Source organism: Pseudooceanicola lipolyticus (assembly GCF_002786325.1).
Classification (GTDB): Bacteria; Pseudomonadota; Alphaproteobacteria; order Rhodobacterales; family Rhodobacteraceae; genus Pseudooceanicola_C; species Pseudooceanicola_C lipolyticus.
On sequence record NZ_PGTB01000001.1, the window covers coordinates 107,765 to 131,510 of the forward strand.

At 63.9% G+C, this 23,746-nt stretch carries 21 protein-coding genes; 4 read left to right on the top strand and 17 right to left on the bottom strand.

All coding sequences use genetic code 11. From position 1 onward, the window contains the following. Nucleotides 1–19: 19 nt before the first annotated feature. From CVM52_RS00525 to CVM52_RS00560, 8 genes are all read right to left on the bottom strand, one after another. Nucleotides 20–754, bottom strand: a complete 735-nt coding sequence (locus CVM52_RS00525; protein WP_100160774.1) for a phosphorylase family protein — start codon at nucleotides 752–754, stop codon at nucleotides 20–22. Then, nucleotides 751–1,587, bottom strand: a complete 837-nt coding sequence (locus CVM52_RS00530; protein ID WP_100160775.1) for a carbohydrate kinase family protein — start codon at nucleotides 1,585–1,587, stop codon at nucleotides 751–753. The genes CVM52_RS00525 and CVM52_RS00530 overlap by 4 nt, the downstream gene beginning before the upstream one ends. Beyond that, a complete protein-coding gene (locus CVM52_RS00535; RefSeq protein ID WP_100160776.1) occupies nucleotides 1,584–2,141 on the bottom strand; it encodes a cysteine hydrolase family protein in 558 nt (185 codons plus the stop codon). The genes CVM52_RS00530 and CVM52_RS00535 overlap by 4 nt, the downstream gene beginning before the upstream one ends. Next, on the bottom strand, nucleotides 2,138–3,025 hold the full coding sequence (locus CVM52_RS00540) for an ABC transporter permease (RefSeq protein ID WP_100160777.1): 888 nt from the start codon (nucleotides 3,023–3,025) through the stop codon (nucleotides 2,138–2,140). The genes CVM52_RS00535 and CVM52_RS00540 overlap by 4 nt, the downstream gene beginning before the upstream one ends. Beyond that, nucleotides 3,022–4,050 carry an ABC transporter permease gene (locus tag CVM52_RS00545; RefSeq protein WP_100160778.1) on the bottom strand — a complete coding sequence of 343 codons (1,029 nt, stop codon included), beginning with the start codon at nucleotides 4,048–4,050 and terminating at the stop codon, nucleotides 3,022–3,024. Before CVM52_RS00545 ends, CVM52_RS00540 begins: the two co-directional genes overlap by 4 nt. Beyond that, complete coding sequence (locus tag CVM52_RS00550; RefSeq protein WP_100160779.1) at nucleotides 4,047–5,573, bottom strand: ABC transporter ATP-binding protein; 1,527 nt, start codon at nucleotides 5,571–5,573, stop codon at nucleotides 4,047–4,049. Before CVM52_RS00550 ends, CVM52_RS00545 begins: the two co-directional genes overlap by 4 nt. Nucleotides 5,574–5,661: 88 nt before the next feature. Continuing rightward, nucleotides 5,662–6,684, bottom strand: a complete 1,023-nt coding sequence (locus CVM52_RS00555) for a BMP family lipoprotein (RefSeq protein ID WP_100160780.1) — start codon at nucleotides 6,682–6,684, stop codon at nucleotides 5,662–5,664. A gap of 1 nt (nucleotide 6,685) precedes the next feature. Beyond that, nucleotides 6,686–7,504, bottom strand: a complete 819-nt coding sequence (locus tag CVM52_RS00560; RefSeq protein WP_100160781.1) for a GntR family transcriptional regulator — start codon at nucleotides 7,502–7,504, stop codon at nucleotides 6,686–6,688. A 287-nt stretch (nucleotides 7,505–7,791) separates the two neighbouring features. Between CVM52_RS00560 and CVM52_RS00565 the strand changes: the two genes are divergently transcribed. The 3 genes from CVM52_RS00565 (at nucleotide 7,792) to CVM52_RS00575 (ending at nucleotide 10,758) form a co-directional block, all read left to right on the top strand. After that, nucleotides 7,792–8,448 (top strand): TetR/AcrR family transcriptional regulator, encoded by a 657-nt coding sequence (locus CVM52_RS00565; RefSeq protein ID WP_172720870.1) that lies wholly within the window; start codon nucleotides 7,792–7,794, stop codon nucleotides 8,446–8,448. A gap of 77 nt (nucleotides 8,449–8,525) precedes the next feature. Beyond that, nucleotides 8,526–9,899 carry an aldehyde dehydrogenase family protein gene (locus CVM52_RS00570; protein WP_100160783.1) on the top strand — a complete coding sequence of 458 codons (1,374 nt, stop codon included), beginning with the start codon at nucleotides 8,526–8,528 and terminating at the stop codon, nucleotides 9,897–9,899. Nucleotides 9,900–9,909: 10 nt separating this feature from the next. Further along, nucleotides 9,910–10,758, top strand: coding sequence for an SDR family NAD(P)-dependent oxidoreductase (locus CVM52_RS00575; RefSeq protein ID WP_100160784.1), 849 nt, complete (start codon nucleotides 9,910–9,912; stop codon nucleotides 10,756–10,758). A 235-nt stretch (nucleotides 10,759–10,993) separates the two neighbouring features. Here CVM52_RS00575 and thrC read toward each other — a convergent pair whose 3' ends face one another. The 6 genes from thrC to CVM52_RS00605 form a co-directional block, all read right to left on the bottom strand. Beyond that, the gene (gene thrC, locus CVM52_RS00580) at nucleotides 10,994–12,379 is read right to left on the bottom strand and encodes a threonine synthase (RefSeq protein ID WP_100160785.1); all 1,386 of its coding nucleotides are present in this window, start codon (nucleotides 12,377–12,379) and stop codon (nucleotides 10,994–10,996) included. Nucleotides 12,380–12,505: 126 nt separating this feature from the next. After that, nucleotides 12,506–14,416, bottom strand: a complete 1,911-nt coding sequence (locus CVM52_RS00585; protein ID WP_100160786.1) for an alpha/beta fold hydrolase — start codon at nucleotides 14,414–14,416, stop codon at nucleotides 12,506–12,508. Further along, on the bottom strand, nucleotides 14,416–15,303 hold the full coding sequence (locus tag CVM52_RS00590; protein ID WP_100160787.1) for a branched-chain amino acid ABC transporter permease: 888 nt from the start codon (nucleotides 15,301–15,303) through the stop codon (nucleotides 14,416–14,418). The genes CVM52_RS00585 and CVM52_RS00590 overlap by 1 nt, the downstream gene beginning before the upstream one ends. Continuing rightward, nucleotides 15,303–16,082, bottom strand: coding sequence for an ABC transporter ATP-binding protein (locus tag CVM52_RS00595; protein ID WP_100160788.1), 780 nt, complete (start codon nucleotides 16,080–16,082; stop codon nucleotides 15,303–15,305). Before CVM52_RS00595 ends, CVM52_RS00590 begins: the two co-directional genes overlap by 1 nt. Continuing rightward, entirely contained in the window at nucleotides 16,075–16,812 is a 738-nt protein-coding gene (locus tag CVM52_RS00600) for an ABC transporter ATP-binding protein (protein ID WP_100160789.1), read from the bottom strand. Before CVM52_RS00600 ends, CVM52_RS00595 begins: the two co-directional genes overlap by 8 nt. Nucleotides 16,813–16,911: 99 nt before the next feature. Then, nucleotides 16,912–18,144, bottom strand: coding sequence for an ABC transporter substrate-binding protein (locus CVM52_RS00605; RefSeq protein WP_100160790.1), 1,233 nt, complete (start codon nucleotides 18,142–18,144; stop codon nucleotides 16,912–16,914). A gap of 98 nt (nucleotides 18,145–18,242) precedes the next feature. Here CVM52_RS00605 and CVM52_RS00610 point away from each other — a divergent pair, with 98 nt between their 5' ends. Beyond that, entirely contained in the window at nucleotides 18,243–19,004 is a 762-nt protein-coding gene (locus tag CVM52_RS00610) for a helix-turn-helix transcriptional regulator (RefSeq protein WP_100160791.1), read from the top strand. A 251-nt stretch (nucleotides 19,005–19,255) separates the two neighbouring features. On the opposite strand, the gene CVM52_RS00615 is transcribed toward CVM52_RS00610, so the two are convergent. Genes CVM52_RS00615 through CVM52_RS00625 form a run of 3 tightly spaced genes read right to left on the bottom strand, consistent with a single transcriptional unit; the run spans nucleotide 19,256 to nucleotide 23,738 of the window. Continuing rightward, a complete protein-coding gene (locus tag CVM52_RS00615) occupies nucleotides 19,256–21,175 on the bottom strand; it encodes an acyl CoA:acetate/3-ketoacid CoA transferase (RefSeq protein ID WP_205964836.1) in 1,920 nt (639 codons plus the stop codon). Between the two features lie 9 nt (nucleotides 21,176–21,184). Next, entirely contained in the window at nucleotides 21,185–21,973 is a 789-nt protein-coding gene (locus CVM52_RS00620; protein WP_100160793.1) for a 3-hydroxybutyrate dehydrogenase, read from the bottom strand. A gap of 1 nt (nucleotide 21,974) precedes the next feature. Continuing rightward, nucleotides 21,975–23,738 (bottom strand): SulP family inorganic anion transporter, encoded by a 1,764-nt coding sequence (locus CVM52_RS00625; protein ID WP_100160794.1) that lies wholly within the window; start codon nucleotides 23,736–23,738, stop codon nucleotides 21,975–21,977. Nucleotides 23,739–23,746: the final 8 nt, after the last annotated feature.

Below are 23,746 nucleotides of genomic sequence, written 5' to 3' on the forward strand. Positions count from 1 at the left end.
CTTGTCCCTCTATCATGTGTCAGTGCGTGATCGCGTCCAGAGCGATCCGGAATAGTTGTCTTTCACCGCTTTCGAGCGCCTCGGCTCCAAGCTTTTCCTGGCTCAACGCGTCGACGGTGCCATAGCAGAGCGTCGCGACCGACAAGCTGAGATCCTGTCCAGCGGCGAGCAGCGCCGAGGTTTCCATGTCGACGGCCAGCACGCCGCGCTGCGCCATGGAACGCCGCATCCGGTCGGCGCGGTCGTTGCCTTTGGCGTCGATGCCGAACATGTCGCGGTAGAAGGCGTCATAGGTCGCGTAGAGCCCCGTGTAGGGGGTTTCGCCCGCTGCAGTCGCGGCCTCGGACAGGCGTGCCGCGAGCGCCGGGTCGGCTGCGACCGTTTCGCCGTTGGGTACGCCATAAGCGGGCGAGGTGCCGTCGAACCCGATCGCGGCTTCCGACACGAGGAATGCGCCGCCGGTGGCCGGCGGGAAAAACATCGCCGTGCCGATGCGCACGAAACGCGCGATCCCGAGGTCCGCGAATTCGTGCAGCAGGATGGTCGCGATCGGAGCGCCCATGCCGAAGGCGGCGATGCTCACTTTCTTTCCATTCCAGCGGCCCGTAACGGTTTTCAGGCCGCGCTTGACCGGAAGGAAAACGGGGTCGGTCAGCATCGCACCGATCCGTTCCACCCGGTCCGGATCGCCGACCAGAATGGCGCTGTCGCCAAGATCATCGGCGCAATGTCCTGCGTACCAGGCTTTTTTCACTGTTCTTGTCTCCTCTTGCGTTCCGACAGCAGGGTTGCCGCCGCCGCGATACCTGCGCGCGCAGCAGCCACCGGGTCTGCCCCGGCCATTTCGGCGGCGATGAAGCCGCCGGCGAATGTGTCCCCCGCACCCGTGGTGTCGGCGATGTCGATTGGCGTGACGGCAATTTCGGTTTTTTCGTCGCCCTGCGTGACGCATACGCAATCGGGTCCGCGGGTCTCCACCAGCACCGCGTCGTTCGCGCCGATCAGGGGGCGCTCGGACCGCGCGTGAAAAATCACATCGGCACGGGCCGAGAGACGCGCGCGGATTGCGTCGGGGAAGGCGTCGGTGTCGTTCTTGACCGCCCAGTAGAGGCGTGCATCGCGCGGGCAGAGGCTGACGATCTCGTCCATGAGTTGCGGCGGTCCGACCGAGATGCACAGATGCGAGGCGCTGGCGATCAGGTCTTTCTGCGCGTCCATCAGCACCTCGCCCCGGTCGAGCGCGGGATCGTAAAGGCACATGCAGGAGCCGTCCGCCTGATATACCATGAGCGCCGTGGGCGAACGGGGGCTGTCGACCAGGCCTATGCCTTCGGTGCCGATGCCCTGCGCATCGATCTTGCCGACAAAACCCTGACCTTCGGCGCCGGTGCCCACCCACATGACGGGGCTGGCCGCCTGCCCGGACCGCACCACCGCGCCGGCGATATAGGTCGGGCAGCCGCCGGCGCGGGGCCATGCACCGGCATCGCGGTCGGCGATCAGCGTGGTGCGATCGCCCTGCGCCTGACCGTCGAGGCGGACCGCGAAGTCGAGACTCGCGTAGCCGGTGACAACCAGACGGCTCATGCCAGAAGGCCCTTTGCAGTGTCGAGATCCACGACCTTGCCGATATAGCGTTCCACATCTTCCAGCGACGCCTCGCTGAGATGCGGGCGGTTCGAATTCACCGCTTCTCGAACCACGTTGACCTCGAACCCGTTGCCGAAGGCGTCGGTTGCGGTGGCGCGGACGCAGACGTTGGTTTTCACCCCGCCGATCACCACCCGTTCGATCCCCTGTTCAAAAAGGAACAGCGCGAGGTCGGTCGCAAAGAACGCCGAATAGCGCCGCTTGGTGATCTGGATTTCGTTGGGGCGGTTGGCAGGGCCGAAGCCCTCGAAGAACGCGGCGTTAAACCCGCCGGTCACGCAATGCACCGGCAGGCGCGGCTGTTCGAAATCTGCAAATCCTTCGCGGTGGCGGTCGCAGACGTGGACGATTATGGCCCCGCTGGCGACCGCAGCTTCGAGCAGTTCCAGACAGGGCGCGACGACCTCGGGCGCGGCCGGATAGAAGTTTTCACCATCGGGATGCAGGAAAGAATTTTGCATGTCGACGAGGATGAGAGCGGTCTGTGTCATTGCGTCCTCTTCAGGCTGCGGAGCTGTGTGATGACGAGGGCGACGAGCACCATGAGATAGGGCAGCGCGCCGATCAGGCGCGGGGGCAGGCCGACGGTCTGCATGCGGATCTGGGCCGCGTCGAGCAGGCCGAACAGGAGACAGGCGGCGGCGGTCTGCCACGGGCGGTCGCGACCAAAGTAAAAGGCGGCGAGGGCGATGAATCCACGACCCGCCGTGAGGCCCTCGTTGAAGATACCGATCGACGCCAGTGCCAGTTGGGCGCCCGCGATGCCCGCGAAGAACCCGGCAAAGGCGGTCGCTGCTTCCTGCACCAGTTTCGGATTCAGACCAACGGAACGCACCACGGACGAGGCGTTGCCAGTCGCCCTGATCCACAATCCAAAGCGGGTCGCGCCGAGGAAGAATGGCAGGACTGCGATCGACCCGACCGCGAAGAGGGTCAGCGGGTCCAGATCAGCTAGCATCGGGCCGACCAGTGGGACCGCGACGATGCTCTCCGGCAACACGTTGGGCAGAAGCGCCACATCGGGAAGCCGCAGAGTGCCCGACGACCCGTAGGCGATGGACATGATGAAGCCGATGGCCCCGGCAGCGAGCACGTTCAAGCCCAGACCGGCAATGATCATGTTGGCCCCGAGCCGCGTGATTGACAGGGAAAAGGCGTATCCGATGACCATGCCGACGAGCGCGGCGCTCACGGTGGCGACGAGCCAACTGCCGGTCGCCGAGGACACCAGGACCGCAACAAACGCGCCGATGAGCATCTTGCCTTCGAGGGCGATGTTCACGATGCCGGCCTGGCGGTTCACCAGGCCGCCGATGGCGGCGAGGAGGATCGGGGTGGTCAGGATGAAGCCGGCGGCGAGGACTTGTTCGATCATGCCCTGGCCCTCCGGCGGATGGTGATGCGGCCAAGTTCGACGACCGCGAATATCATGACGATGCCTTGAATGATGTTCACGAGATCGAGCGGAATGTTGGAAAACAACTGGATCGTGGTGCCGGCCGAGGCGAGCGCACCGAAGAGGATCGCGCCGAACAGGATACCAATCGGCGTGTTACGGCCCAGAAGCGCCACCGCCATTCCGGTGAAGCCGTAGCCGGCCGAAAACCCGTCGGTGAAGCGATGCAACTGGCCCAGCCCGTGAGCGGCACCGCCAAGGCCCGCAACCACGCCTGACAGCACCATCGCGAGGATGATGGTCTGCGGGACGGAGACGCCCACGGCGCGGGCGAAGCGTTTGTTCAGACCGACCCATGCGCCTTCGAGTCCAGCCGGAGTACGGCGCACCCAAAAGGCATAGGCGACGAGCACCACCAGGCCGATCAGGAAACCGCTGTGCAGGGTCGCGGGGGGCATGAGACGCGACAGTTCGGCGGCGTCGTGCACGCGGGGGGTGACATTGTTGCCGGACTGTTCGGAGAGGAACGCCCCGTTCACGAGATATCCGGTGATCGCCACGGCGATGAAGTTGAGCATCAGGGTCGAGACGACTTCATCGACGTCGAGCTTCGCCAGCAGCCAGCCGGGCACAAAGAGCCACGCAGCCCCGAAGACGGCGGCGATGGCGAGACAGATCGGGATCAGAGCCCATCCGAGACCGGCGGGCAGCGAGAACCCCGCGACCACGGCCGCGAGCCCCGCGATCAAGAACGCGCCGTCGACGCCAACGTTGAACACGCCGGCGCGGAAACAGATTGCCGTGCCGACCGCCGTGAACAGAAGCGGTGTCGCCGCCGAAAGCGTCGAGGCGAAGCGGCGGTCAGAGCCGAAGGCCTCGGTGGCCATCAACGCGAAAGTGTCGATGGGGTTTTCCCCGATCACCAGGAGCACCAGAGCGCTCACCACCAGTGCGATCAGCACCGGCACGGCGAATCCGAAGCCGCGTTCGAACCAGTTCGTCATGCGCCCGCCCCCTCCATGACCATGAGACGCCCGATCTCGCGCCGGTCCGCGTCCGCGCCCAATGCGCCGACGATGCGGCCTTCGGCCATCACCAGGATGCGGTCGGACAGAAGTTGCAACTCGTCGAGTTCTTCGGAGACGAGCAGGACGGCCCCGCCCGCTTCGCGGAAGTCGCGCAGGATACCGTGGATCGCGGCGATCCCGTTCAGATCCACGCCTCGCGTCGGCTGCGAGACGAGAAGCAGGGGCGGGGAGCCTGCGACCTCGCGGGCGAATACCACCCGCTGCTGATTGCCGCCCGACAGGCTGCCGACCGGATCGCGCAGGGTGCCGAAACGCACGGCGAGCCGCTCGAGCCGGTCCTGTGCGATGCGCCTAACCGCGCTGCGGGCGAGCCAGAGCCCATTCGAGATCGGTGATTGCCGATGCGATCCGGCAATTGTGTTTTCCTCGATGCTACCCAGTATCGACAGGCCTTCGTGGCGACGGTCCGCGCTGATATATCCGATCCCGGCGCGGCGGCGGCGTTCGGCGCCCATGCCGGAAATGTCGAGGCCGGCCAGTGTCACCGAACCTTTGGCGCGGCGCAGACCGAACAAGGCCTCCATCAGTTCAACCTGACCGTTGCCCGCCACCCCCGCGAGGCCGACGATTTCGCCGGCATGGACGGTGAGGCCGATGTCGTGCAAGGGGTGGGATTTCTCGACCGAGGGTGCCGAAAGGTTCGCGACCGTCAGCACCGGCGCGCCAGGGGTGCCGCGCGTCATGTCGTCGATGACCGGGTTTTCACCGTCCACGATATGCGAGGCGATTTCGGTGCCGTTGGAGTCCGCGACGTTGGAGGCGAAAACCACTTCACCGCGCCGGATCACGGTGACCTTGTCGGCCAGCGCGGTGACCTCGCGGATCTTGTGGCTGATGAAGAGAATGGTGGTGCCGCTGTCACGGATATGGCGCAGAAGATTGAAGAGTTCGTTGACCTGCTGAGGGGCCAGAACCGCGGTTGGCTCGTCGAGGATCAGAATGCGGGTGCCGCGCCGTAGGAGGCGGATTATTTCTACGAATTGCTGGATGTGGACCGGAGCGCTTCCGGCCCGGCGATGCCAGTCGACGTCGATGCCGATGCGGTTGGCCAGTTCGTGGCCCTGCGCCTCGGCCGCGGCCCAGTCGATCTTGGCGAGAGCGCCGCGCCCGACCGCTACGGGTTCGTCGCCGAGGACCAGGTTTTCCAGAAGGCTCAGGTCCGGTGCGAGCATGAATTCCTGATGGACCATGCCGATCCCCTGCGCCAGCGCTTCGGCCGGACCGGAGAAGGACACGGGCATATCCATCACCGTGATTTGCCCACGGTCGGGCCGTTCGATGCCCTGCAGCACGCGCATGAGTGTCGATTTCCCGGCTCCGTTTTCCCCCACGATGGCGTGGATTTCGCCGGGGGCGACGGAAAGCGAGATGCCGCGGTTGGCCTGAACCGGACCGTAGCTTTTCCAGATGTCGGTGGCGCCGAGTGCGATGGCGGTCATAGCAGGCTCACAGCATAGCTAACTGGTGCGGTGGGCCGCTCATGCGGCCCATCGCGGGTGCGAGTGGTTCGATCTGAAACAGAGAGAGTTACTGGTAAAAGTCCGGATAGCCCTGGGCGGACACGTCCCAGACGTCGATGTCACCTGCAATGATCCCCGCCTTGGCGGCTTCGACGGCCTCCATGTACTCGGCAGGAACGATCTCTTTCGTATATTGCATGTCGGTTAGGCCGACACCGTTTTCGGTCAGTCCGAACACCAGCGTCTGACCGCCAGGGTAGCTGTCGTTCGCATAGTGTTCGACAAGCTGCTGGGTCGCCACATCGACGCGCTTGACCATCGAGGTCAGCACATGACCCGGAGCCAGGCCGTCCTGATTTGTGTCGACGCCGATGGCATAATGGCCGGTGGCTTCGGCCGCAGCGATGACGCCAAGGCCGGTGCCGCCCGCCACATGATAGATAATGTCGGCGCCACTTTCGAACATGGCTTTGGCCATCTGTTCGCCTTTGGTCGGATCACCGAAGGTCTCGGCATAGCCGACCTTTACCTCGATATCGGGATTCACCGATTGCGCGCCCTGAATAAAGCCCACGACGAATTTGTCGATACCGGGGCTTTTGATTGCGGGAATAACACCAAGGATCGGTTCGGGGTTGATGCCCTCGACGCCTTCTGTGGTAGTCATCTGCGCGGCGAGAACACCCGCCAGGTAGGACCCCTGATGCTCGCCGAACAGGACCGAGGCGATGTTGTCGCCTGCACGGGTCTGGTTAAAGATCGCCCATTTGGTATTCGGGTAATCTGGCGCCAGGCTCTCCATCCCTTCGCCGTGGGCGTATTCGAGGCTCATGACCAGACCGAAACCGGCGTCGGCGGCACGGCGCATGATTTCTTCGCCCTGGGCCACAACGTCGTTTGACTCAATGGCGCGGCCTTCGAGGCCGGTGGCAGCAATGCCGGCTTCAAAGCCCGCGTTCGCGGTGTCGTTCCAGGCCCCGTCCCCCAGGCCGCCCTGTGCAACTACCAATGCCGCCGGCGCGTCGGCGGCAAAGCCGGTGCCGGCGACCAGGGACATCGCGATGCCGCCAAGAATCCTGCTAAGTGTCATGTCAATTCTCCTGTTGGATGTGGTTTATTGGTCGGCCGCGAGCGATCTGAAGCCGGTGCGGCGCTTCGTGCGTCTCAATTCGGAAAAGGTCCAAATTGTAGGTGTAGTAATCGGCGTGATAGACGGCCTCGGTGGCCTCGATGAGCCGGCCTTCCTGATCGGAGCTCTGCCGGATCACCACCATAAGCGCCGCCGGAAGTTGCAGGTGGAGCGCCTCGGCCTGTTCGGCGGTGGCCAGTCTGGCCGAGACATGTTCCGCGCCGCGGTGAATGGTGATCCCTTCGGCTTCAAAAGCAGCGTATAGCGAAGCTTCGCCCTTCAGAAGTTGTCCAAGGTTTTCCGCGGACAATCTGGCGACCACGTCGCATGGGATGAACGAGCGGTGAATGGTCACCGGAACGTGGTCAAAATACCTGAGCCGGGCAAGCAGCATGGCAGGCTCATGAACCCCGAAAGCGCGCGCCTCGCCGACGTCCGCGCTGCCGTAAGACAGCACCTTTTGGCCGGCCGAGTGACCTTGGGCATTCAGTGTTTCGGTGTAGGACATCAGCCTTGAAGAACGGCGATGCAGGGTCGGCATCGAAACGAAACTTCCTGACCCCTGCCGCTTGGTGACAAGACCCTCTCCAACCAGAGTGTCGATCGCTTTTACAACCGTACCCCGGCTCATCCCGAATTTTGTGGACAGTTCCGCTTCGGTCGGCAGCTGGGCGCCCGGCGCATAAGTGCCACCGACGATCTCCTGACGCAGCAGGTCTGCGAGGACGCGATAGCGTGGCTGAGTGTCTGGGGAATCAGGCCTTCTCATGGCATCCAACATCGGCTCAAATATTTGACTAGTCAAGTTATCATACTGGTCGATTTGATATGATCAAATGCTCAGGGCGTTAAGAACTGAAGTGCCAAAGCGGGTTGCCGCCGGGGTCTTCCCGCTGGTGATCGGGGGCAGTGCTGCGGCGATTGCCTATTTCGTCGCGGGAAGGTGCGTCTGGTCGCGACCTGCGCGGCCTGACAGCGGATCGCCCCTTTCGACGACGAGGCCTGATGCGAAGACCCACGCCGAAGGTTAATGTGGTCGGACCTGCCAACACTTTCACGAGGGCGAGAATGACCGAACAGCCGCGAGCCGACACGCATCGCTCAACTGCACCGCGCAAATACGCCCCATCCGCCAAACGCGCGGCCCGCACCTCGGAAGCGCGCGACCGCATTCGGCGCGCTGCGTGGCACGCCTTCTCCTCGCAAGGCTTGGACGCCGCCTCGATTGCCGGGATCGTGCGGGAGAGCGGCGTCTCGACCGGCAGCTTCTACAACCATTTCGGGTCCAAGGAGGCGCTGTTCGAGGTGTTTCTCGAGGAGCTTGCCGAAGAGGTCCGCGCCTTGACCGCGCGCGCACGGTCCAAGGCAGACGACCTAGAGACGATGCTGCGCATCTCGTTCGAGGCGTTGCTTGAGCACATCGTCTCGATCGAAGGCGCACGCGGCTTTATCGAACGCAACCAGCATCACGTGCGCGCCTCGCTCCACCAGTTCGACGCAATGGAACGGATGCTCGAGGACCTGCGGCGTGACGTGGCGCGGGGAGCGGGCCGTTCATTATCGGCGCAGGAACTCGATCTCGTTGCCCGGATGATCTTTGCGATGGGCCTCGAAACCATCCTGCAACTGGACGAGCGCCCGGGGCCCTCCAGTTCCGAGGCTGCGGCCCTGATGACCGCGATGATCGTGCGCGGCGTCGGCGGTTTGGGACTTGAAAAAACTTGAGAGGTCTATCAAATTTGCTTGACCGGCGTGTCCCGTTCAAGGAAGGCGCCGCCATGACTTGATGGGGAGCAACACTCATGGAGAACACCCTGGACCGCATGCGCGCGGCGGTTTTGGCCGAGCGCATTCCTGACGCCAACGTTCGGCGGCGGCGCTTGGACGCGCTACGTCGGATGGTGAAGGAGAACCGGGGCGAGATCGCGCGCGCGATTGATGCGGATTTCGGCGGTCGGCCCGGACAGGAGACCGAGCTCCTCGAGGTTGTCCCTCTGCTGGGTGCGATCCGGCATGCCGGGACCCATGTGGCTCGCTGGATGCGCGATGAGCGGCGCGCGCCGTCGCTCGCGTTCCGGGGCGGACGCGCCTGGGTGCGCCACGAGCCGCTGGGCGTTGTCGGCGTCGTCTCGCCCTGGAACTTCCCGCTCTATCTCTGCCTCGGCCCGCTGGTGGATGCGCTCGCTGCCGGCAACCGCGCGATGATCAAACCCTCGGAGCTGACGCCGCGCTTTTCCGAACTGCTTGCCGAGCTTGTCGGCAAGACGTTCGAGCCGGAGGAAGTCGCGGTGATCACGGGCGATGTCGATGTGGCGCGCGCCTTCACCGCGCTGCCCTTCGATCACCTGGTGTTCACCGGCTCCACCGCCGTGGGGCGCCAGGTCATGCGCGCGGCGGCCGAGAACCTGACGCCGGTGACGCTGGAACTTGGCGGCAAATCGCCCGCCATCGTGACCAATGGGTATCCCCTGGACGCGGCCGCGCGGGCGATCGCGCAGGGCAAGTTCCTGAACGCAGGGCAGATCTGCATCGCGCCCGATTACGCGCTCGTGCCGGCCGGGCAGGAAGAGGCGCTGGCCCGCGCCGTGCTCGCGGCCGCAGAGGCAAGCTATCCGGCCGCTTCTGCCGCGCGCGACTATGCCAGCGTCATCACCGCGCGGCATCGCACCCGGTTGGAGGACGCCATCGCCGAGGCCGAAGAGGCTGGCGCGCGCGTCCTGCGCGCCCAAGGCGAATGGGGCGGGCGGATGCCGCCGACCGTGGTGCTGGGAGCGCCCGAACAGGGCGTGCTGATGACCGAGGAGATCTTCGGCCCCGTGCTCCCCATCGTTCCCTACGGCGATCTCGGCGACGCGCTGGCGATCGTGAACCGCCGCGATCGACCGCTCGCGCTCTATGCCTTCGCGAAGGATCGGACCACGCAGAGGCGCATTCTCGACGGCGCCATTTCGGGCGGTGTGACGCTCAATGGCACGATCACGCATATCGCCCAGGAGAACCTCCCCTTCGGTGGTGTCGGCGCGAGCGGCATGGGCGCCTATCACGGGCGCGATGGCTTCCGGCGTCTGAGCCATGCGCGCGCGGTCTTCCGCCCCGGGCCGATCGATGCTTTCGCCCTGTTGCGCCCCCCTTTCGGGCGGTTCGCCGAGTTTGCCATCCGCATGTTTGGGCGCTGAGGAGACGGTCATGACAAAGATCGTAGGATGCACGGCGCTGATCACCGGAGGTGCCTCGGGCATCGGGCTCTTGATGGGGCGGATGCTGCTTGAGCGCGGCGCGGAGCGCCTGATCGTCTGGGACGCGAGCGCGGCCAATATCGAAGCCGCGCGAGCTGTCTTGAGCCCCTTGGGATCGGTCACCTTCGAGCGCATGGACGTGTCGGATACCGATGCCGTTCTCGCTGCCCCAGAGCGCTTGGAAACCGCGGGAGCGGCAATCGACCTGTTGTTCAACAATGCCGGGATCGTCGTTGGAAAACCGTTCCTCGATCACCAACACGCGGATATCGACCGCACGCTGGCGATCAACGCGGGCGCGTTGATGCATCTGACGCGCGCGCTTCTCCCCGGCATGGTGGCGCGCGGCGGCGGCCACATCGTCAATATCGCCTCGGCGGCGGCGCTCGTCTCGAACCCGAACATGAGCGTCTACGCCGCCAGCAAATGGGCGGTGACCGGCTGGTCGGATTCCCTGCGGCAGGAGATGGAACGCAGCAGCACCGGGGTGCGCGTCACCACGGTGCTGCCCTACTACATCCACACCGGCATGTTCGATGGGGTGCGCTCGCGCCTCATCCCGATCCTCCAGCCCGAGGATGTCGCCCGCCGCATCCTGCGCGCCGTCGAGCGCGACGCGGTCTTCCTGCACATGCCGGCCATCGTACGCCTGCTGCCGCTGCTGCGCGGGCTCTTGCCGACGCGGGCGCTGGACTTCGTCCTAAACCGCATCTTCGGCGTGGCCAGCAGCATGGACGCGTTCAAGGGGCGGACAGACACGGAGGAAGATACGCTTGACGCCAATAGCGGGCGGCGATGAGGGGTCTCACACGCGCTGCAACAGGCGGTCTCGGTGTGGTCTTGGCGGGGGCCATCATGCCCCAGATCGCCCGGGTGTGGATCGTGGCGGGGTGCCCCAGGGTGGAACTCGCCGCTACGAACCCGATGCGAGCTCTGCAACAACGCTGGGGAAGTGGCGTTTTTTCAGCAGGAGGGCAGGACAGAACCCAGCGGGCCGATGGACCTGAAACACGCCTCTCCGGCATGGGGTGTGGTCAGGGCAGGGCATGGACCCGGGCCTTTACGGTCGCGATATCGTTGGCGATCACGTCGGGCACGCTGCGGACCGGGCGGGGGCTAAAGGGAGCCTGTCCCGGACCGGGGCAGAAGCCCAGGACCTCGGTGACGGTCTCGTTGAATTTCACCGGATGCGCGGTCGAGAGCACCACTTGCGGTGCGCGCTCCGGCGATAGCCGTGCGGCGGCCTCCAGCGCGACGGCGGTGTGCGGATCGGCGACATATTGCGTCGCCGCATGGCTGCGGGCGATCCTGTCTCGGCAGGCGGGCTGGCTGACTGCGGAAGCCCGAAACGCGCGCTGGAACCGGCTGAGTGCCGGCGCGGGAAGGGCAAACCCACCGTGCTGCTCCAAATCCGCCATCAGCCGGCGCAGCGCTGCCGCGTCATGGTCCAGAAGCTCGAACAAGAGCCGCTCGAAATTCGACGCGACCTGGATGTCCATGGCCGGTGTGATCGTCGGTTTCAACGCCTTCGGCACATAGGAGCCGGTGGTATGGGCGCGGGCGAGAATATCATTTTCATTTGTGGCAATCGTCAACCCGGCGATCGGGGCGCCCATCTGCCGCGCCACGTGGCCGGCATAGATGTCGCCGAAATTGCCGCTGGGGATCACGAAATTGACGCCACTGTCAGGAAGGCCCAGCGCCAGGCAGGTGGTGAAATAGTAAACTGCCTGGGCCACGATCCGCCCCCAGTTGATTGAGTTCACCGCAGAGAGCGACACCGCATCGCGAAAAGTGTCGTCCGCGAACAGCCCTTTGACGATCCGCTGACAGTCGTCAAAACTACCGCTCACCGCCGCCACATGGGTGTTGTCGCCGCACAGCCCCAGCATCTGATCTTGCTGAAACGGTGAAACGCCACCCTCGGGAAACAGGAACAGCACCTTGATACCGGCACGCCCGGCAAAGGCTTTGAGCGCGGCGCCGCCGGTATCGCCGGATGTGGCGCCGACGATGGTCATCTGTCGCCCCTCCTCGGCCAGAAAATGCGCCATCAGAGGCGCAATCGCCTGCATGGCGAAATCCTTGAATGCCAGGGTGGGGCCGTGGAACAGTTCAAGAACCCACTGCTTCGGACCGGTCTGGACCAGCGGCGCCACGGCGGGGTGCCCGAAATCGTCATAAGCCCGCCCCAAAAGCGCGCGCAGCCGCTCGGGTGAGATGCAGTCGCCGGCAAAGCGGCGGAAGACCTCGAAGGCCACATCCGGATATGCGGCCCCACGCAGCGCGGAGAGTTCGGCGGCAGAGAATTGCGGCCACTCGGTGGGAAGGTAAAGTCCGCCATCGGGCGCCAGTCCCGTCAGGATCGCGGATTTGAAATCGACGGCGGGCGCCTGCCCACGGGTAGAGATATACTGCATGTCGGGCCTCGGGCTTTCTTTTGAGTGCGCGCGCCTGGGTCCGGGACGGGGCGAAGCGGGGCGGAGGCGGGAGCAGGTTGAAGGGCAGGGGCCTTCGAGATGGCAGCCCTGCCGATGCGGGATTCTTCAGGCTCGGGCGGTCCCGACGGCGGCGGGCGTGGTCGAGGCGCTGTGCCAGCCCTCGGTATGGCGCAGGAAGGAGAAATAGCTCAGGTCGAAGGCATCCGTCCGGTTGAAGAAGGGCGCATGCTTGCCGTCCTGGATATCCTGCGGCGCCCCCTTCCAGAGGTTGCCGTAATTCAGTCCCGCAACATAGGCGTGGTTCAGGAAGGGATCATCGTTGCCGTTGAGAATGGCGGTGGGAATCCGGCCTTCGGCGAGCACCCGCATCTGCCGCGGCCAGTCGACGATGGCCAGCTTGGTCATCATGTAGGCGCGTGCCCGCCCATCAGTACGACGTACCGCGCGATGCAGGAAGGCGCTTGCCTCGGAGAGCGGCGCCGTGGCGTGCTGTCCGTAGGACCGGGCCTCCTGACGCGAGAAGTACTGCTTGGCGGTCAGCACCATATGCGCGGTGGGCACATAGGCGCGGCCCATGTCATCGGGTACCACGGTGAGTGGCGGCGTGCCGCAGATCGCCAGCGAGGTCACCTCGACACGGTCCCGCGCCGCCAGTTCCAGAGCCACATAGCCCCCCAGCGACCAACCAAAGACATGCACCTGCCGGACACCGCAGTCTGACAGGACCTGTTCCGCGATCTCGGCATAGGCATTGACGTTATAGGCGGCCTCGGGATCGGCATTATCCGACACCCCGTGCCCCGGCAGATCAAAGGCGATCACCCGGTAGCGGTCGGCAAAGCTGCGGAACTGCTTGTGAAAGGCCTCCTTGCAGGCAGAGTTGCCGTGCAGCATCAGCAGCGCAGGTTTGTCGGTGCCGCCGGCAGGGGCGGTGTCGGCCACCGCGATTTTGCCGAAGCGGGTCTGCAGCATTCGCTCCTGCGCGCCGGTCATCGCCTCGCGGGTGGCCTTGCCGCGGTGGCGCTGCAGCCGTGCCAGGGACTGGCTGCGCAGCCCGTCAGCGAGTTCGCGCAGCTGTTGCAGCGCCGCCCAGAGCCCGCCGGGATAGAAGACCACGACCAGAATGATGGCCAGCGCGACGATGATGTTCTGCCATGGTCCGAATCCGGCCAGCCATTCCGACAGGAAAGCGATGGCGAACGCGCCGATCAACGGCCCCCAGATGGTGCCGGTCCCCCCCACCAACAGCATCGACAGCACCAGGGTCAGGAAACCTATGCCGAAGGCGTCGGGCGATGCGACGCGCAGATAGGCGCCGTAGAAGGCTCCGGCAATGCCGGTGAACAGGGCACTGGCAGCCAGCGTCAGGGCGCGGGTCCTTGCCTCGGACACGCCGCGGGCGATGGCGTAATACTTGTTGTCCCGTAACGCCATGATCGCCCGGCCCAGTCGTGATCGGGTCAACAGGTAGAGAAAGGCGATGTTGAGGAACAAAAGCCCCAGCCCGACATAGTAGTAGCCGATGCGCCCGTCATTGGAGAGCCGGTAGTCGCCGATTTTAAGCGTCGGCAGGGTGACCATGCCCGAGGTGCCGCCTGTGACATCCGACCAGGAGATCACGACCAGATAGATCAACTGGCTGAGCGCGATGGTCACCAGGATCACGTATATCCCATCGAGCCTGAGCACCGGTAGCGCGATCAACAGTGCCACGATGGTCGCCGTCCCGCCGCCCGCCAGAATGGCAAGCCAGGGCGAAACGCCCAACGTCTTGGCAAGGATCGCATAGGTGTAAATGCCCACCGCGAACAGGGCGACATGGCCGAAATTGAACAGCCCGGCATAGCCCAGCGACAGATCCCAGTTCGTCGCCACGATGGCGAAGACGAAGGCCAGGATCATCAGGTGGCGAAAATAGGTTGCCTCGAAGATCAGCGGATAGACCAGCAGCGCGCCTGCCGCGAGGATCAGCGGGAACAGCCCCTGGGTCTTGTGAAGGGGAGGGTCGTAGCGCATCACAGGGTCCTCTGATATTTGCCGAATAGACCCTCGGGCTTGAACAGAAGCACGACGATCATGGTGAAGAACAGTACCGCCGGCGCCCAGTAGAGGCCGACGAAATAGACCGAGAAGGCCTCGATCTGGCCGATTATCAATGCCGCGTAGATCGGCGAGGAAAAGCGCGCTACGCCACCGAAGATCACCACGATCAACGCTTTCATCAGCGGTTCGGATCCCATCGAGGGGCTCATGAAGCGGAGGGTCCCGACAAAGACTCCGGCCAGCCCGGCGGTCAGCGCGGCGATACCGAAGACAATCGAGAAATAGAGCGGCACGTTCAGCCCCAGAAGCGCGGCGGCATCCTGGTTCTGGGCTACAGCGCGCATCGATCGGCCGGGCCTGGAATAGCGCAGGAACATTCCCACACAGAGCAGGATCGCCAGTACCAGAGCCATTAACAACAGTTCGGAATTCCTCAACGACAGGGCGCCGAACTCGACTGCGCCATCGGCGAGGGAGGGGATCTGCTTGGACCGTGCCCCCCAGATCAGCTGCAGACCGTTTTCCAGGATCACCGCCCCGGCCAGCGTGCTGATGACCGAGATCAGGACAATGTCCTGGCGCCGTTCAAAGGGTTTGACCAGCAGGAAATGCAGCAGCGCGCCGATGGCGAACATCACCACGGAGCTGAGCAGAATGGCGGGGACCATCGGCAGTCCCCAGGCATCGGTGGAAGAGAACTGCCAGGCCAGATAGGCGCCGAGCGCGATGAAGGCCCCGTGGGCAAAGTTGAAGATGCCAAGCGTGGTCCAGACCAGAGACAGGCCGGTTGCCATCAGCGCATAGAGCGCGCCCAGAACCAGGCCGGACTTGACGATATCAATCAGAATGGCCGTATCCATCAGTGTGCCTCTCCAAAAAGCATCTCCATCAGGGTTTGATGGTCGGGCATCTCCTCTTTCTCCATCCGGCCCGAGAAACGTCCGTGGTCGAAGAGGTAGAGGGTGTCGATGATCTGTTCGAGAAAGGCGACATCCTGGTCGATCAGCACGATCGGAAGTCCCAGTTTGCGGACGCTGAGGATCGCGTCGCACAGCTCTTGCCGGACTTTCGGAGACAAACCCAGCGTCGGTTCGTCAAGGATCAGGAGTTTCGGTGCGGCCATCAAGCCCGCCGCCATCGAGACCATCTGTCGTTCGCCCCCCGACAGAAAGCGGATCTTGTGGCTGCCACGCTCGTGCAACCGGGGGAACAACGCGTGGACCTCCGGCAGCGACCAGCCCTTGCGGCCGTGCGCGGCGGTGGTGGCGATTGACAGGGTCTCGTCCACCGTCAATTCTGGAAACAGCAGGTTGCCCTGCTGCACATGGATCAGACCGGCGCGGGCAACGGCCTTGGGATCGATCCGGCGCCGGGTCACGGCGTCGTAGTTGAAATTACGCCAGCGGCGGCTGCCCCGTTCGCCTTCGCGGTTCATGCGTTGTCCCGAAAAGAAGATATCCCCGGCCCAGGGGTCGATCAGCCCGGACAGTGTTTTCAGGAATGTTGTCTTGCCATGGCCGTTGGGGCCGAAGATGCCGATGCTTTCGCCCTCGGCGATCTGCAGGCTGATGTCCGAGAAGATCTGTGTGGTGTCATAGCCACCCGACAGCCCGCGCACATCAAGAATATAGTCACTCATGGGCCACCCCCAGATAGGCTTCGATCACGATGGGGTCGCGGGTCACCGTGATCGGGTCGCCCTTGCCGATCATCACGCCCTGGTCTAGCACCAGCAATTGATCCGAAACCTCCATCAGCAAGCCCAGAACATGCTCGATCAGGACCACGGTCATGCCGTTGTCGCGCACTCTAAGGATAATCTGCTTCATCCGCTCGATCTCCGGCCCGGTGAGCGAGGAGGCGGGTTCGTCTAGCAGCAGCACCTTGGGCTGAAGCGCCAGCGCCGAGGCGATCATCAACTGCTTGCGGTAGAAGATCGGCAGGCTGCCGGCAGGCGAATTGTGCATGTTGGCGGGAAATCCGACCAGGTTCAGCGCCTCTTCCGCGCGTTCGATCTGTTCGGCGAAAGGGGCGTTGGGCAGGTGGCTTTCCACCGCGACCACAACGTTGTCGATCGCCGACAGCGAGGCGAAGACGTTTTCACGCTGAAAGGTGCGAGCGATGCCGGCAAGGGCGATCCGATGGGCGGAAAGCCCCATGATCGACTTGCCGTTAAGCCGCACCTCGCCTTTGGTCGGGCCGAAGGGCACCTTGGTCATGACGTTGAACAAGGTGGATTTGCCGCTGCCGTTGGGTCCGGCAATGCCGAATATTTGCTGTGGCAGGACGTCGAAGCTCACATCGTTGACGGCTTTGAGCCCGCCGAAATGTTTCGCCACGCCGCGGACGGACAAGATGGGGTCAACCATGCGTTGGCTCCGGAAAAAGGGGCCTCTCCGCCGCGGCCGGTCACCGCATTTGCGGCGGGAAAGAGCCGGGGGCAGAGAGGCAGTAGGGGAGTGTGGCGGTTATTTCTTCAGCCAGGGCGGCGTCCGGAAATCCGCGTCCGCATAGTCATTCGGAGCGATCATGTTACGTTTGCCGTCCCAGATCTGCCAAAAGGTGGTGGGCGATCGGTCATCGCCCTGGGTGGCGACATGGGTGGCCTGGTCGAATTCCAGGATGCCGGATGCAACCTCTTTCCTGGTCTGGCCGATGGCCGTGCCGATGGCATCGTGATCGGTGGGATCTCCAACCGCGCGCAGGGCGTCGAAATAGATATTTGCCTCTTCGTACAACCCGACGCCATAGGCGCCAGATTCGATGCCGTAGCGTTCCTTGTATTCGGCCATGAGCCTCTGACCACGCGGCCATTTCGAGGTGTTGAGCGGGGCGGAGATCAGGTTGTAGAGCACGCCGGTCGAGGCTTCGCCAGTCAACGTCAGGAATTCGGGGACCGAGGGGGCGTATTGCAGAAACACCAGGCTGTCGGTCGGCTGTTCAAGGAACTGTTTCATGAACAGAGCCGAGTTGCCGGGGATATAATCCGTGTTGACGACCAGATCAGGGTTGGTTTCCTTCACCTTGGTGAGAATCACGGTCCAGTCGCTGACCGCGCCAAACGGGACGAGTTCGTCGACAACCACGTTCCAGCCACCTTCCGCAAAGCTTTTCTTCATGCCTTCGGAGATGGTCTTGGAGTAGGGGTTGTCGGAAGAGATGATCGCGACGGTCTTGTCATCGACGGTGATCTTGCCGCCGGCGGCCAGTCCGTCGACCATCGGCAGCAGATCGGTTTCATAGCCTTCGAAGCTGGCGGTATAGGACCAGCAGCAATTGTAGTATTCCGGGTCTTGCGACACGATCCCGGCGAACGCGGGCGAGGGACCTGCCGCGATATAGGGCATGTTCTCCTCGGCCATCAGGTCGACCTCGAACATCGACAAGCTGGCGTAGCCGGTCAGGATGACCTCGACCCCGTCGGTGCCCAGAAGACGTTCCACCGCGCTCGACACGTTGGCGGCGGAGTGGTCCTTAACATCGGCCACTTCCAGTTCAAAGGTGTACCCGGCGACGCCGCCGTTGGCGTTGGCTTCCTCGATCGCCCATTTGGCGCCGCGCACATATTCCTCGCCGTCCGAGGCGGTGGCCCCGGTCAGGGGGGCGAGGACCCCGATCTTGACCACATCGGCCAGGGCCGTGCTGCCCATCAGGGCAGCGGCAAGGCTGAGCGCCAGCGCTGTTTTATTGTGCTTTGTCATGATGACCTCCTGTTGTTCAGGCCAGACTGACAGAGCAAGAGGTGGGCTGTGTACTGGCAAATCTTGCAAAAAGAGCACCGTTTCGGCAGGATCTTCCGATGGCCGGTTCAGGTCGCGAGCGAAAGGATCAAGGCGTGCCGCTGGGCGAAATCGACTATTTGCCACAAGGAATGATGCAGGATCGCGACCAGTTTCTTGGCGAGGTTGAGCAATTCCTCGAGCCGATCGGCCTCATGCGGTTTTCCTATGCCGTCTTCAGCGGGGCCGGAGATGCAGCGGGAGACACGTTCTTCAAGCTCGAGAGCAACTATCCCATCGATTGGGCGACCCGGTATCAGGGGCTACATTACGATCAGATCGATCCGGTGATCGAAGTGGCTCGCATGTCGCGCGCGCCGTTCTTGTGGGGGGTGGGCGGCTTCCTCAAGCAGTTCCGCAAACGCCAGCGGCAGGTGTTTCACGAGGCGAGCGAATTCGGCATCGCCCACGGGGTTTCGATTCCGATCAGCGGCCGCCACGGGCTGGAGCTGGTCACCTTCACAGCCGAGAACCGCAGCGTCGTGCGCCAGGCCTTTGCAGATCATGGCGGCAAGCTGATCGTGGCGGGATATCATATCGCCGACGCGCTGAACGCACTGGCGGCACAGCCGGATGAGGCCGAAGGGCGGATGCCGCTGACCCCGCGCGAGCGGGAGAGCCTGATCTGGGTGGCCGAGGGGCTGACCAGCCAGGAAATCGCCGGGAAAATGAACATCTCCGCATCCGCGGTGAACTATCATCTGAACAACGCCGGGCAGAAGTTGTCGGCGCGCAACCGTCATCACGCGGCGCTGCTGGCCTTGAAGAAACAGTGGATCTGAACGGCCATGTTCGCCTGCCCCGGGTGCGGGATCGCGGCGGTCCCTTCCCGGGTGAAGGTCGGTTTCGGGCTTTGGACGGTGTTCTGGCAAGGGTCTTGTTAGTTTTTTCCGCTCGCTACAGGTGGCCCCGAGTATCTTTGCCTTGGGACGCGGTGGCGTTTGTCGCTGATCGAAGGCTGGGTCATGAACGTCGGTTATGCTGATGTCGGCACGCCGACAACCAACGCCGCGTTTACCTGGCAACACCCATTTCAAAGCTCAAGATACCCACGCGCTTGGTCCTTGGTTTCGAAAATATGTGTCCGGGCGTGGGGGAAGACCATTCCCAGTTTCATCCGCATGAAGGCCGAGCCGGAGTAGCGCGAGACCTTGCGGTAGAAACGCTCGGTCAGGTCCGCCACCATGCGGGCCCAGGCCGGCTCCAGGGCCTCGTCGATGCGGAAACCGTCATAGTTGACGATGACGTCCACCCGGCGATCCAGCGGCGCGCAGCGTTCGGCCACGAGGAGCCCGACCTGGTCGACCTCACCCTGTGTCCGCACGCGCATCTTTTCGAAGTTCAGGAACAGCTGGGTCGTGGTCGTATCCAGCGCGATCCGGTCCGGCAGGTCGAGGTGCAGCAGGTCGGTGCGCAGATCCATCTCCCGGTTGTGGAAGATACGCGCGTCCATTTCGGCCAGTTCGTCGATCAGCGGGCGCACTGCCATCAGGGCAAGGATGTCCCGGTCGAGATCGATGCCCGGCGCAATCTCGGTCAGTTTCAGACCCTCCGGCGTCAGTTCAAAGACACAGCGCTCGGTGACATACAGCACCGGCTGGCCAAGCCGCGCGGCGCGGGCGCCCGAAAAGGTGACCTGTTCGACCTGGTCCAGGAATTTGCGCTGGTGGCCTTCCTGCCGGATCGCGACGGTGCCGTCGTCAATGACAACCTCCAGCCCCTTGGCCGTGAACGTCCCCGCGAACACCACCGCGCGCGCGTTCTGGCTGATGTTGATGAAGCCGCCCGCGCCGGCCAGCCGCGAACCGAAGCGCGAGACATTGACGTTGCCAGAGGCATCCGCTTGCGCAAGGCCGAGGCAGGTCATGTCCAGCCCACCGCCGTCATAGAAATCGAACTGGCTGTTCTGGGGGATCACCGCGTCGGTGTTCACGGCGGCCCCGAAATCAAGGCCAGAGGCGGGCTGCCCACCGATCACGCCCGGCTCTGCTGTCAGCGTCATGTGTTCAAGCAGGCCCTCCTCGGCGGCCACCGCCGCCACCCCCTCGGGCATGCCGATGCCAAGGTTGACGACGCCATTGACCGGTAGCTCGAAGGCACAGCGCCGAGCGATCACCTTGCGCGCGTCCAGCTTCATCGGCGGGATTTCCCCTTCGGGCGTACGTATCCGGTTGGTGAACCCCTGGTTGAAGGCGGTGGCATAGGTCTGCAGGTGGTTTTCCGGCTTCGACACCACCACCGCGTCGACCAGGATGCCGGGAATGTGCACGTCCCGTGCCGGCAGGGTCCGTGCCCGCGCCACGCGTTCCACCTGAACGATCACCACGCCGCCACAATTCTTGACCGCCATGGCCTGCGCCAGGTTGTCGATGGTCAGCGCCTCGCGCTCCATCGTGATATTGCCCGCCTCATCCGCCGTGGTACCGCGCAACAGAGCAACGGTCAGCCGCTGTGCGGGATAGAACAGCACCTCTTCGCCGCCGATCTGCATCAGTTCGACCTTCGGTTCGGTGGACAAGGCGTTGATCGCGCCGCCGCCGTTGCGGGGATCGACAAAGGTTTCCAATCCGACACGGGACAGCATCCCCGGCTTGCCCGCCGCGATGTCGCGATAGAGCTGGCTGATGCAGCCTTGCGGCAGGTTCCAGCCCTCGATCTTTCCTTCCACGGCCAGCGCGGCGACCTTGGGGATCAGCCCCCAATGCCCGCCGACGACGCCCTTCAGCAGACCTTCGTGGCCCAGACGGTTCAGCCCCCGCGTCTTGCCATCGCCCTGGCCTGCGGCAAAGACGAGGTTCAAGCCCTTCGGATGGCCGGTCTCCAGGAATCGCGCCTCGATCGCCGCCAGCAACTCATCCGGCACCCCGATGCCGACGAAGCCCGAGGTCGTGAGCGTATCGCCGTCCTTGATCAGGGCGGCGGCATCTGCTGCGGAAACGATCTTGTTCACCATGGTCACAGCCTATGCCGCGGTCCAACCACCGTCCACTGGCAAGGCGATGCCGGTGATGTTTTCGGCCGCATCGGAACACAGGAACAACGCCACCCCGGCCAATTGCTCGACGGTGACGAATTTCTTCGTCCATTGCGCGGCCAGCAGAACGTCGCGCTTGACTTCATCCTCGGTCATGCCGCGCGCCTTTGCAGTGTCGGGGATCTGTTTTGCCACCAGCGGTGTCAACACGTAGCCGGGGCAGATCGCGTTGCAGGTGATGCCCGCCTCGGCCACCTCCAGCGCAACGGTCTTGGTCAGGCCGACGACACCGTGCTTGGCCGTGACATAGGCCGATTTGAAGGGCGAGGCGACAAGGCCATGCGCCGAGGCGATATTGATCACCCTTCCCCAGCCCGCCGCCTTCATGTGCGGCACGGCGGCGCGGATCACGTGAAAGGCCGAGTTCATGTTGATGTCGATGATCATGTCCCAGCGGTCTTTCGGAAAATCCTCGACCGGCGAAACCGTCTGCACCCCGGCGTTGTTGACCACGATATCGACCCCGCCAAAGCGCTCAGCCGCGCCGCTGACCAGCGCCTCGATCTCGTCGGGCTGTGTCATGTCGGCACCGTCGTGGACAACCTGCCCGGCGCCAAGACCGTCCAGTTCGGCCCGCATGTCCTCGATCTCGGCGGCGTCGCCGAACCCGTTCAGGATCACGTTGGCATTCGCCGCCGCAAAGCCCCGCGCAAGGCCAAGCCCGATACCAGAGGTCGACCCCGTCACAATGGCCGTCTTGCCGAGTAGGTCTGTCATGTCAGGAGCTCCTTAGGGTCTTGCGCTCGTCGGGACGGAATGCGCATTCGACGAAGACGCGCTTGTCACAATGGGCGCAGGTGTCCGGCGCGATATTGTCGACCGCGGCGGAGATGGCGGCTCCCTTGTTCATGAAGAAGCTGTCCTCGCCGATGATGACCGCCAGCCCCAATTGCCGAAGCCGTTCTGCCAGCGGCGGATAGTGGCACACCACGAAGAGGTCTCCGCCCGCCGCACGGCGGCGCTCGGCCTCAATCTCGAGCAGCTCGACGCCCGACAGATCAACATCGCCGACACCATGAAGGATCAGGATCAGGTTCACCTGCTCAGGTCGCCGCCGCGCCAGTGCCCGGAAACGGGCGTTGACGGTATCGACCGAGCCGAAGAACAGCGGTCCGTCGAGGCGCAGGATCAGCGTCGCGGGGCATTCCGGCAGCCCGAAGATCTCCGCATTGCGAATGGTGCGATGGCCGCCCGAGGTATCTGGTGCACCGATGGCCAGTACCGGGTTGGCGCTCTTGTTCAGAAAAACCGCGAGTGAGACCAGCACACCAACATAAATTGCCAGTTCGAGGTTCACCGTCAGCCCAACGAAGAAGGTCAGGCCGGCAATGACACTCTCGGTGCGGCTGGTTTCCAGCAGATGCCGGATCTCGGCGAGGTCGATCAGCTTGTACGCGACGTAGAGGATCAGCCCGGCTATGGCGGCGATCGGAACTAGGCTCACGAAGGGGCGAAACAGCGCGACAAGCACAACAAGGAACACAGCCGCAGCGATGGCGGCAATGGGGGACGTGGCCCCCGATTCCAGGTTGACGCCCGAGCGGGTGAACGACCCTGAAGCCGGATAACATTGAAAGAGCGAACCGGCCACGTTCGACAGGCCCTGCCCCAGAACCTCCTGATTGGCATCGAAATCGGTGCGGGTCTTGTGCGCCATGCTGCGGCCGATGGCGATGGCCTCGAGAAGTCCGATCAGCGAAATGGCAAAGGCGCTTTCCAGCATCTCGGTCCAGTTTCCCGCGTCGAGAGAGGGCAGCGAAAATACCGGGTAGGCCGATGGGAGCGAACCGACAAAGGCAAGATCCCCTGCGGCCCCTCCGAACAACTGCACCACAACGGTCCCGGCAGCGATGGCAATCAGAAAACCGGGCCAGCGCGGCAGGTATCTGCGAAAGACGATCACGGTTATCAGCGTCACCAGTGCCGAGAGCATCGCGATCATGTTCGCCTCGCCCAACCGTCCGAAGACCGCCAACAGCCGGTCGATGATGCCGTGCGCCTGGGATTTCGGCAGGCCAAGCGCGCCGCCCATCTGGCTGACCGCGATCAGGAGCGCCGCGGCGGCGGTGAAGCCGATCATCACCGAATGCGACACGAAGCCCGCCAACCGCCCGGCGCGGGCGAGCGCAAAGAAAAGCTGGATCACCCCGACCATCATGGCGAGCAGGATCGCGCCTTGCACGAATTCCGGCGAGCCCGGTTCCATCTGGCCGGCAAGCGCACTGAAGACCACGGCGGAAATCGCTGTCGTCGGCCCCGAGACCATGACCAGAGACGAGCCGAAGAGCCCTGCCACCACGGGCGGCACCATCGCCGTGTACAGCCCGTATTCCGGCGGCAGTCCGGCAATGGCGGCAAAGGCCACCGCCTGCGGCAACACGATGGCTGCGCCGGTCAGCCCGGCCAGCACGTCGGAGCGAAGGCTCGCGGCCGTGGCCGCATGCATCCAATCGAAGTTCACCAGGCCGGTCAGACGGTTCATGTTCCGGT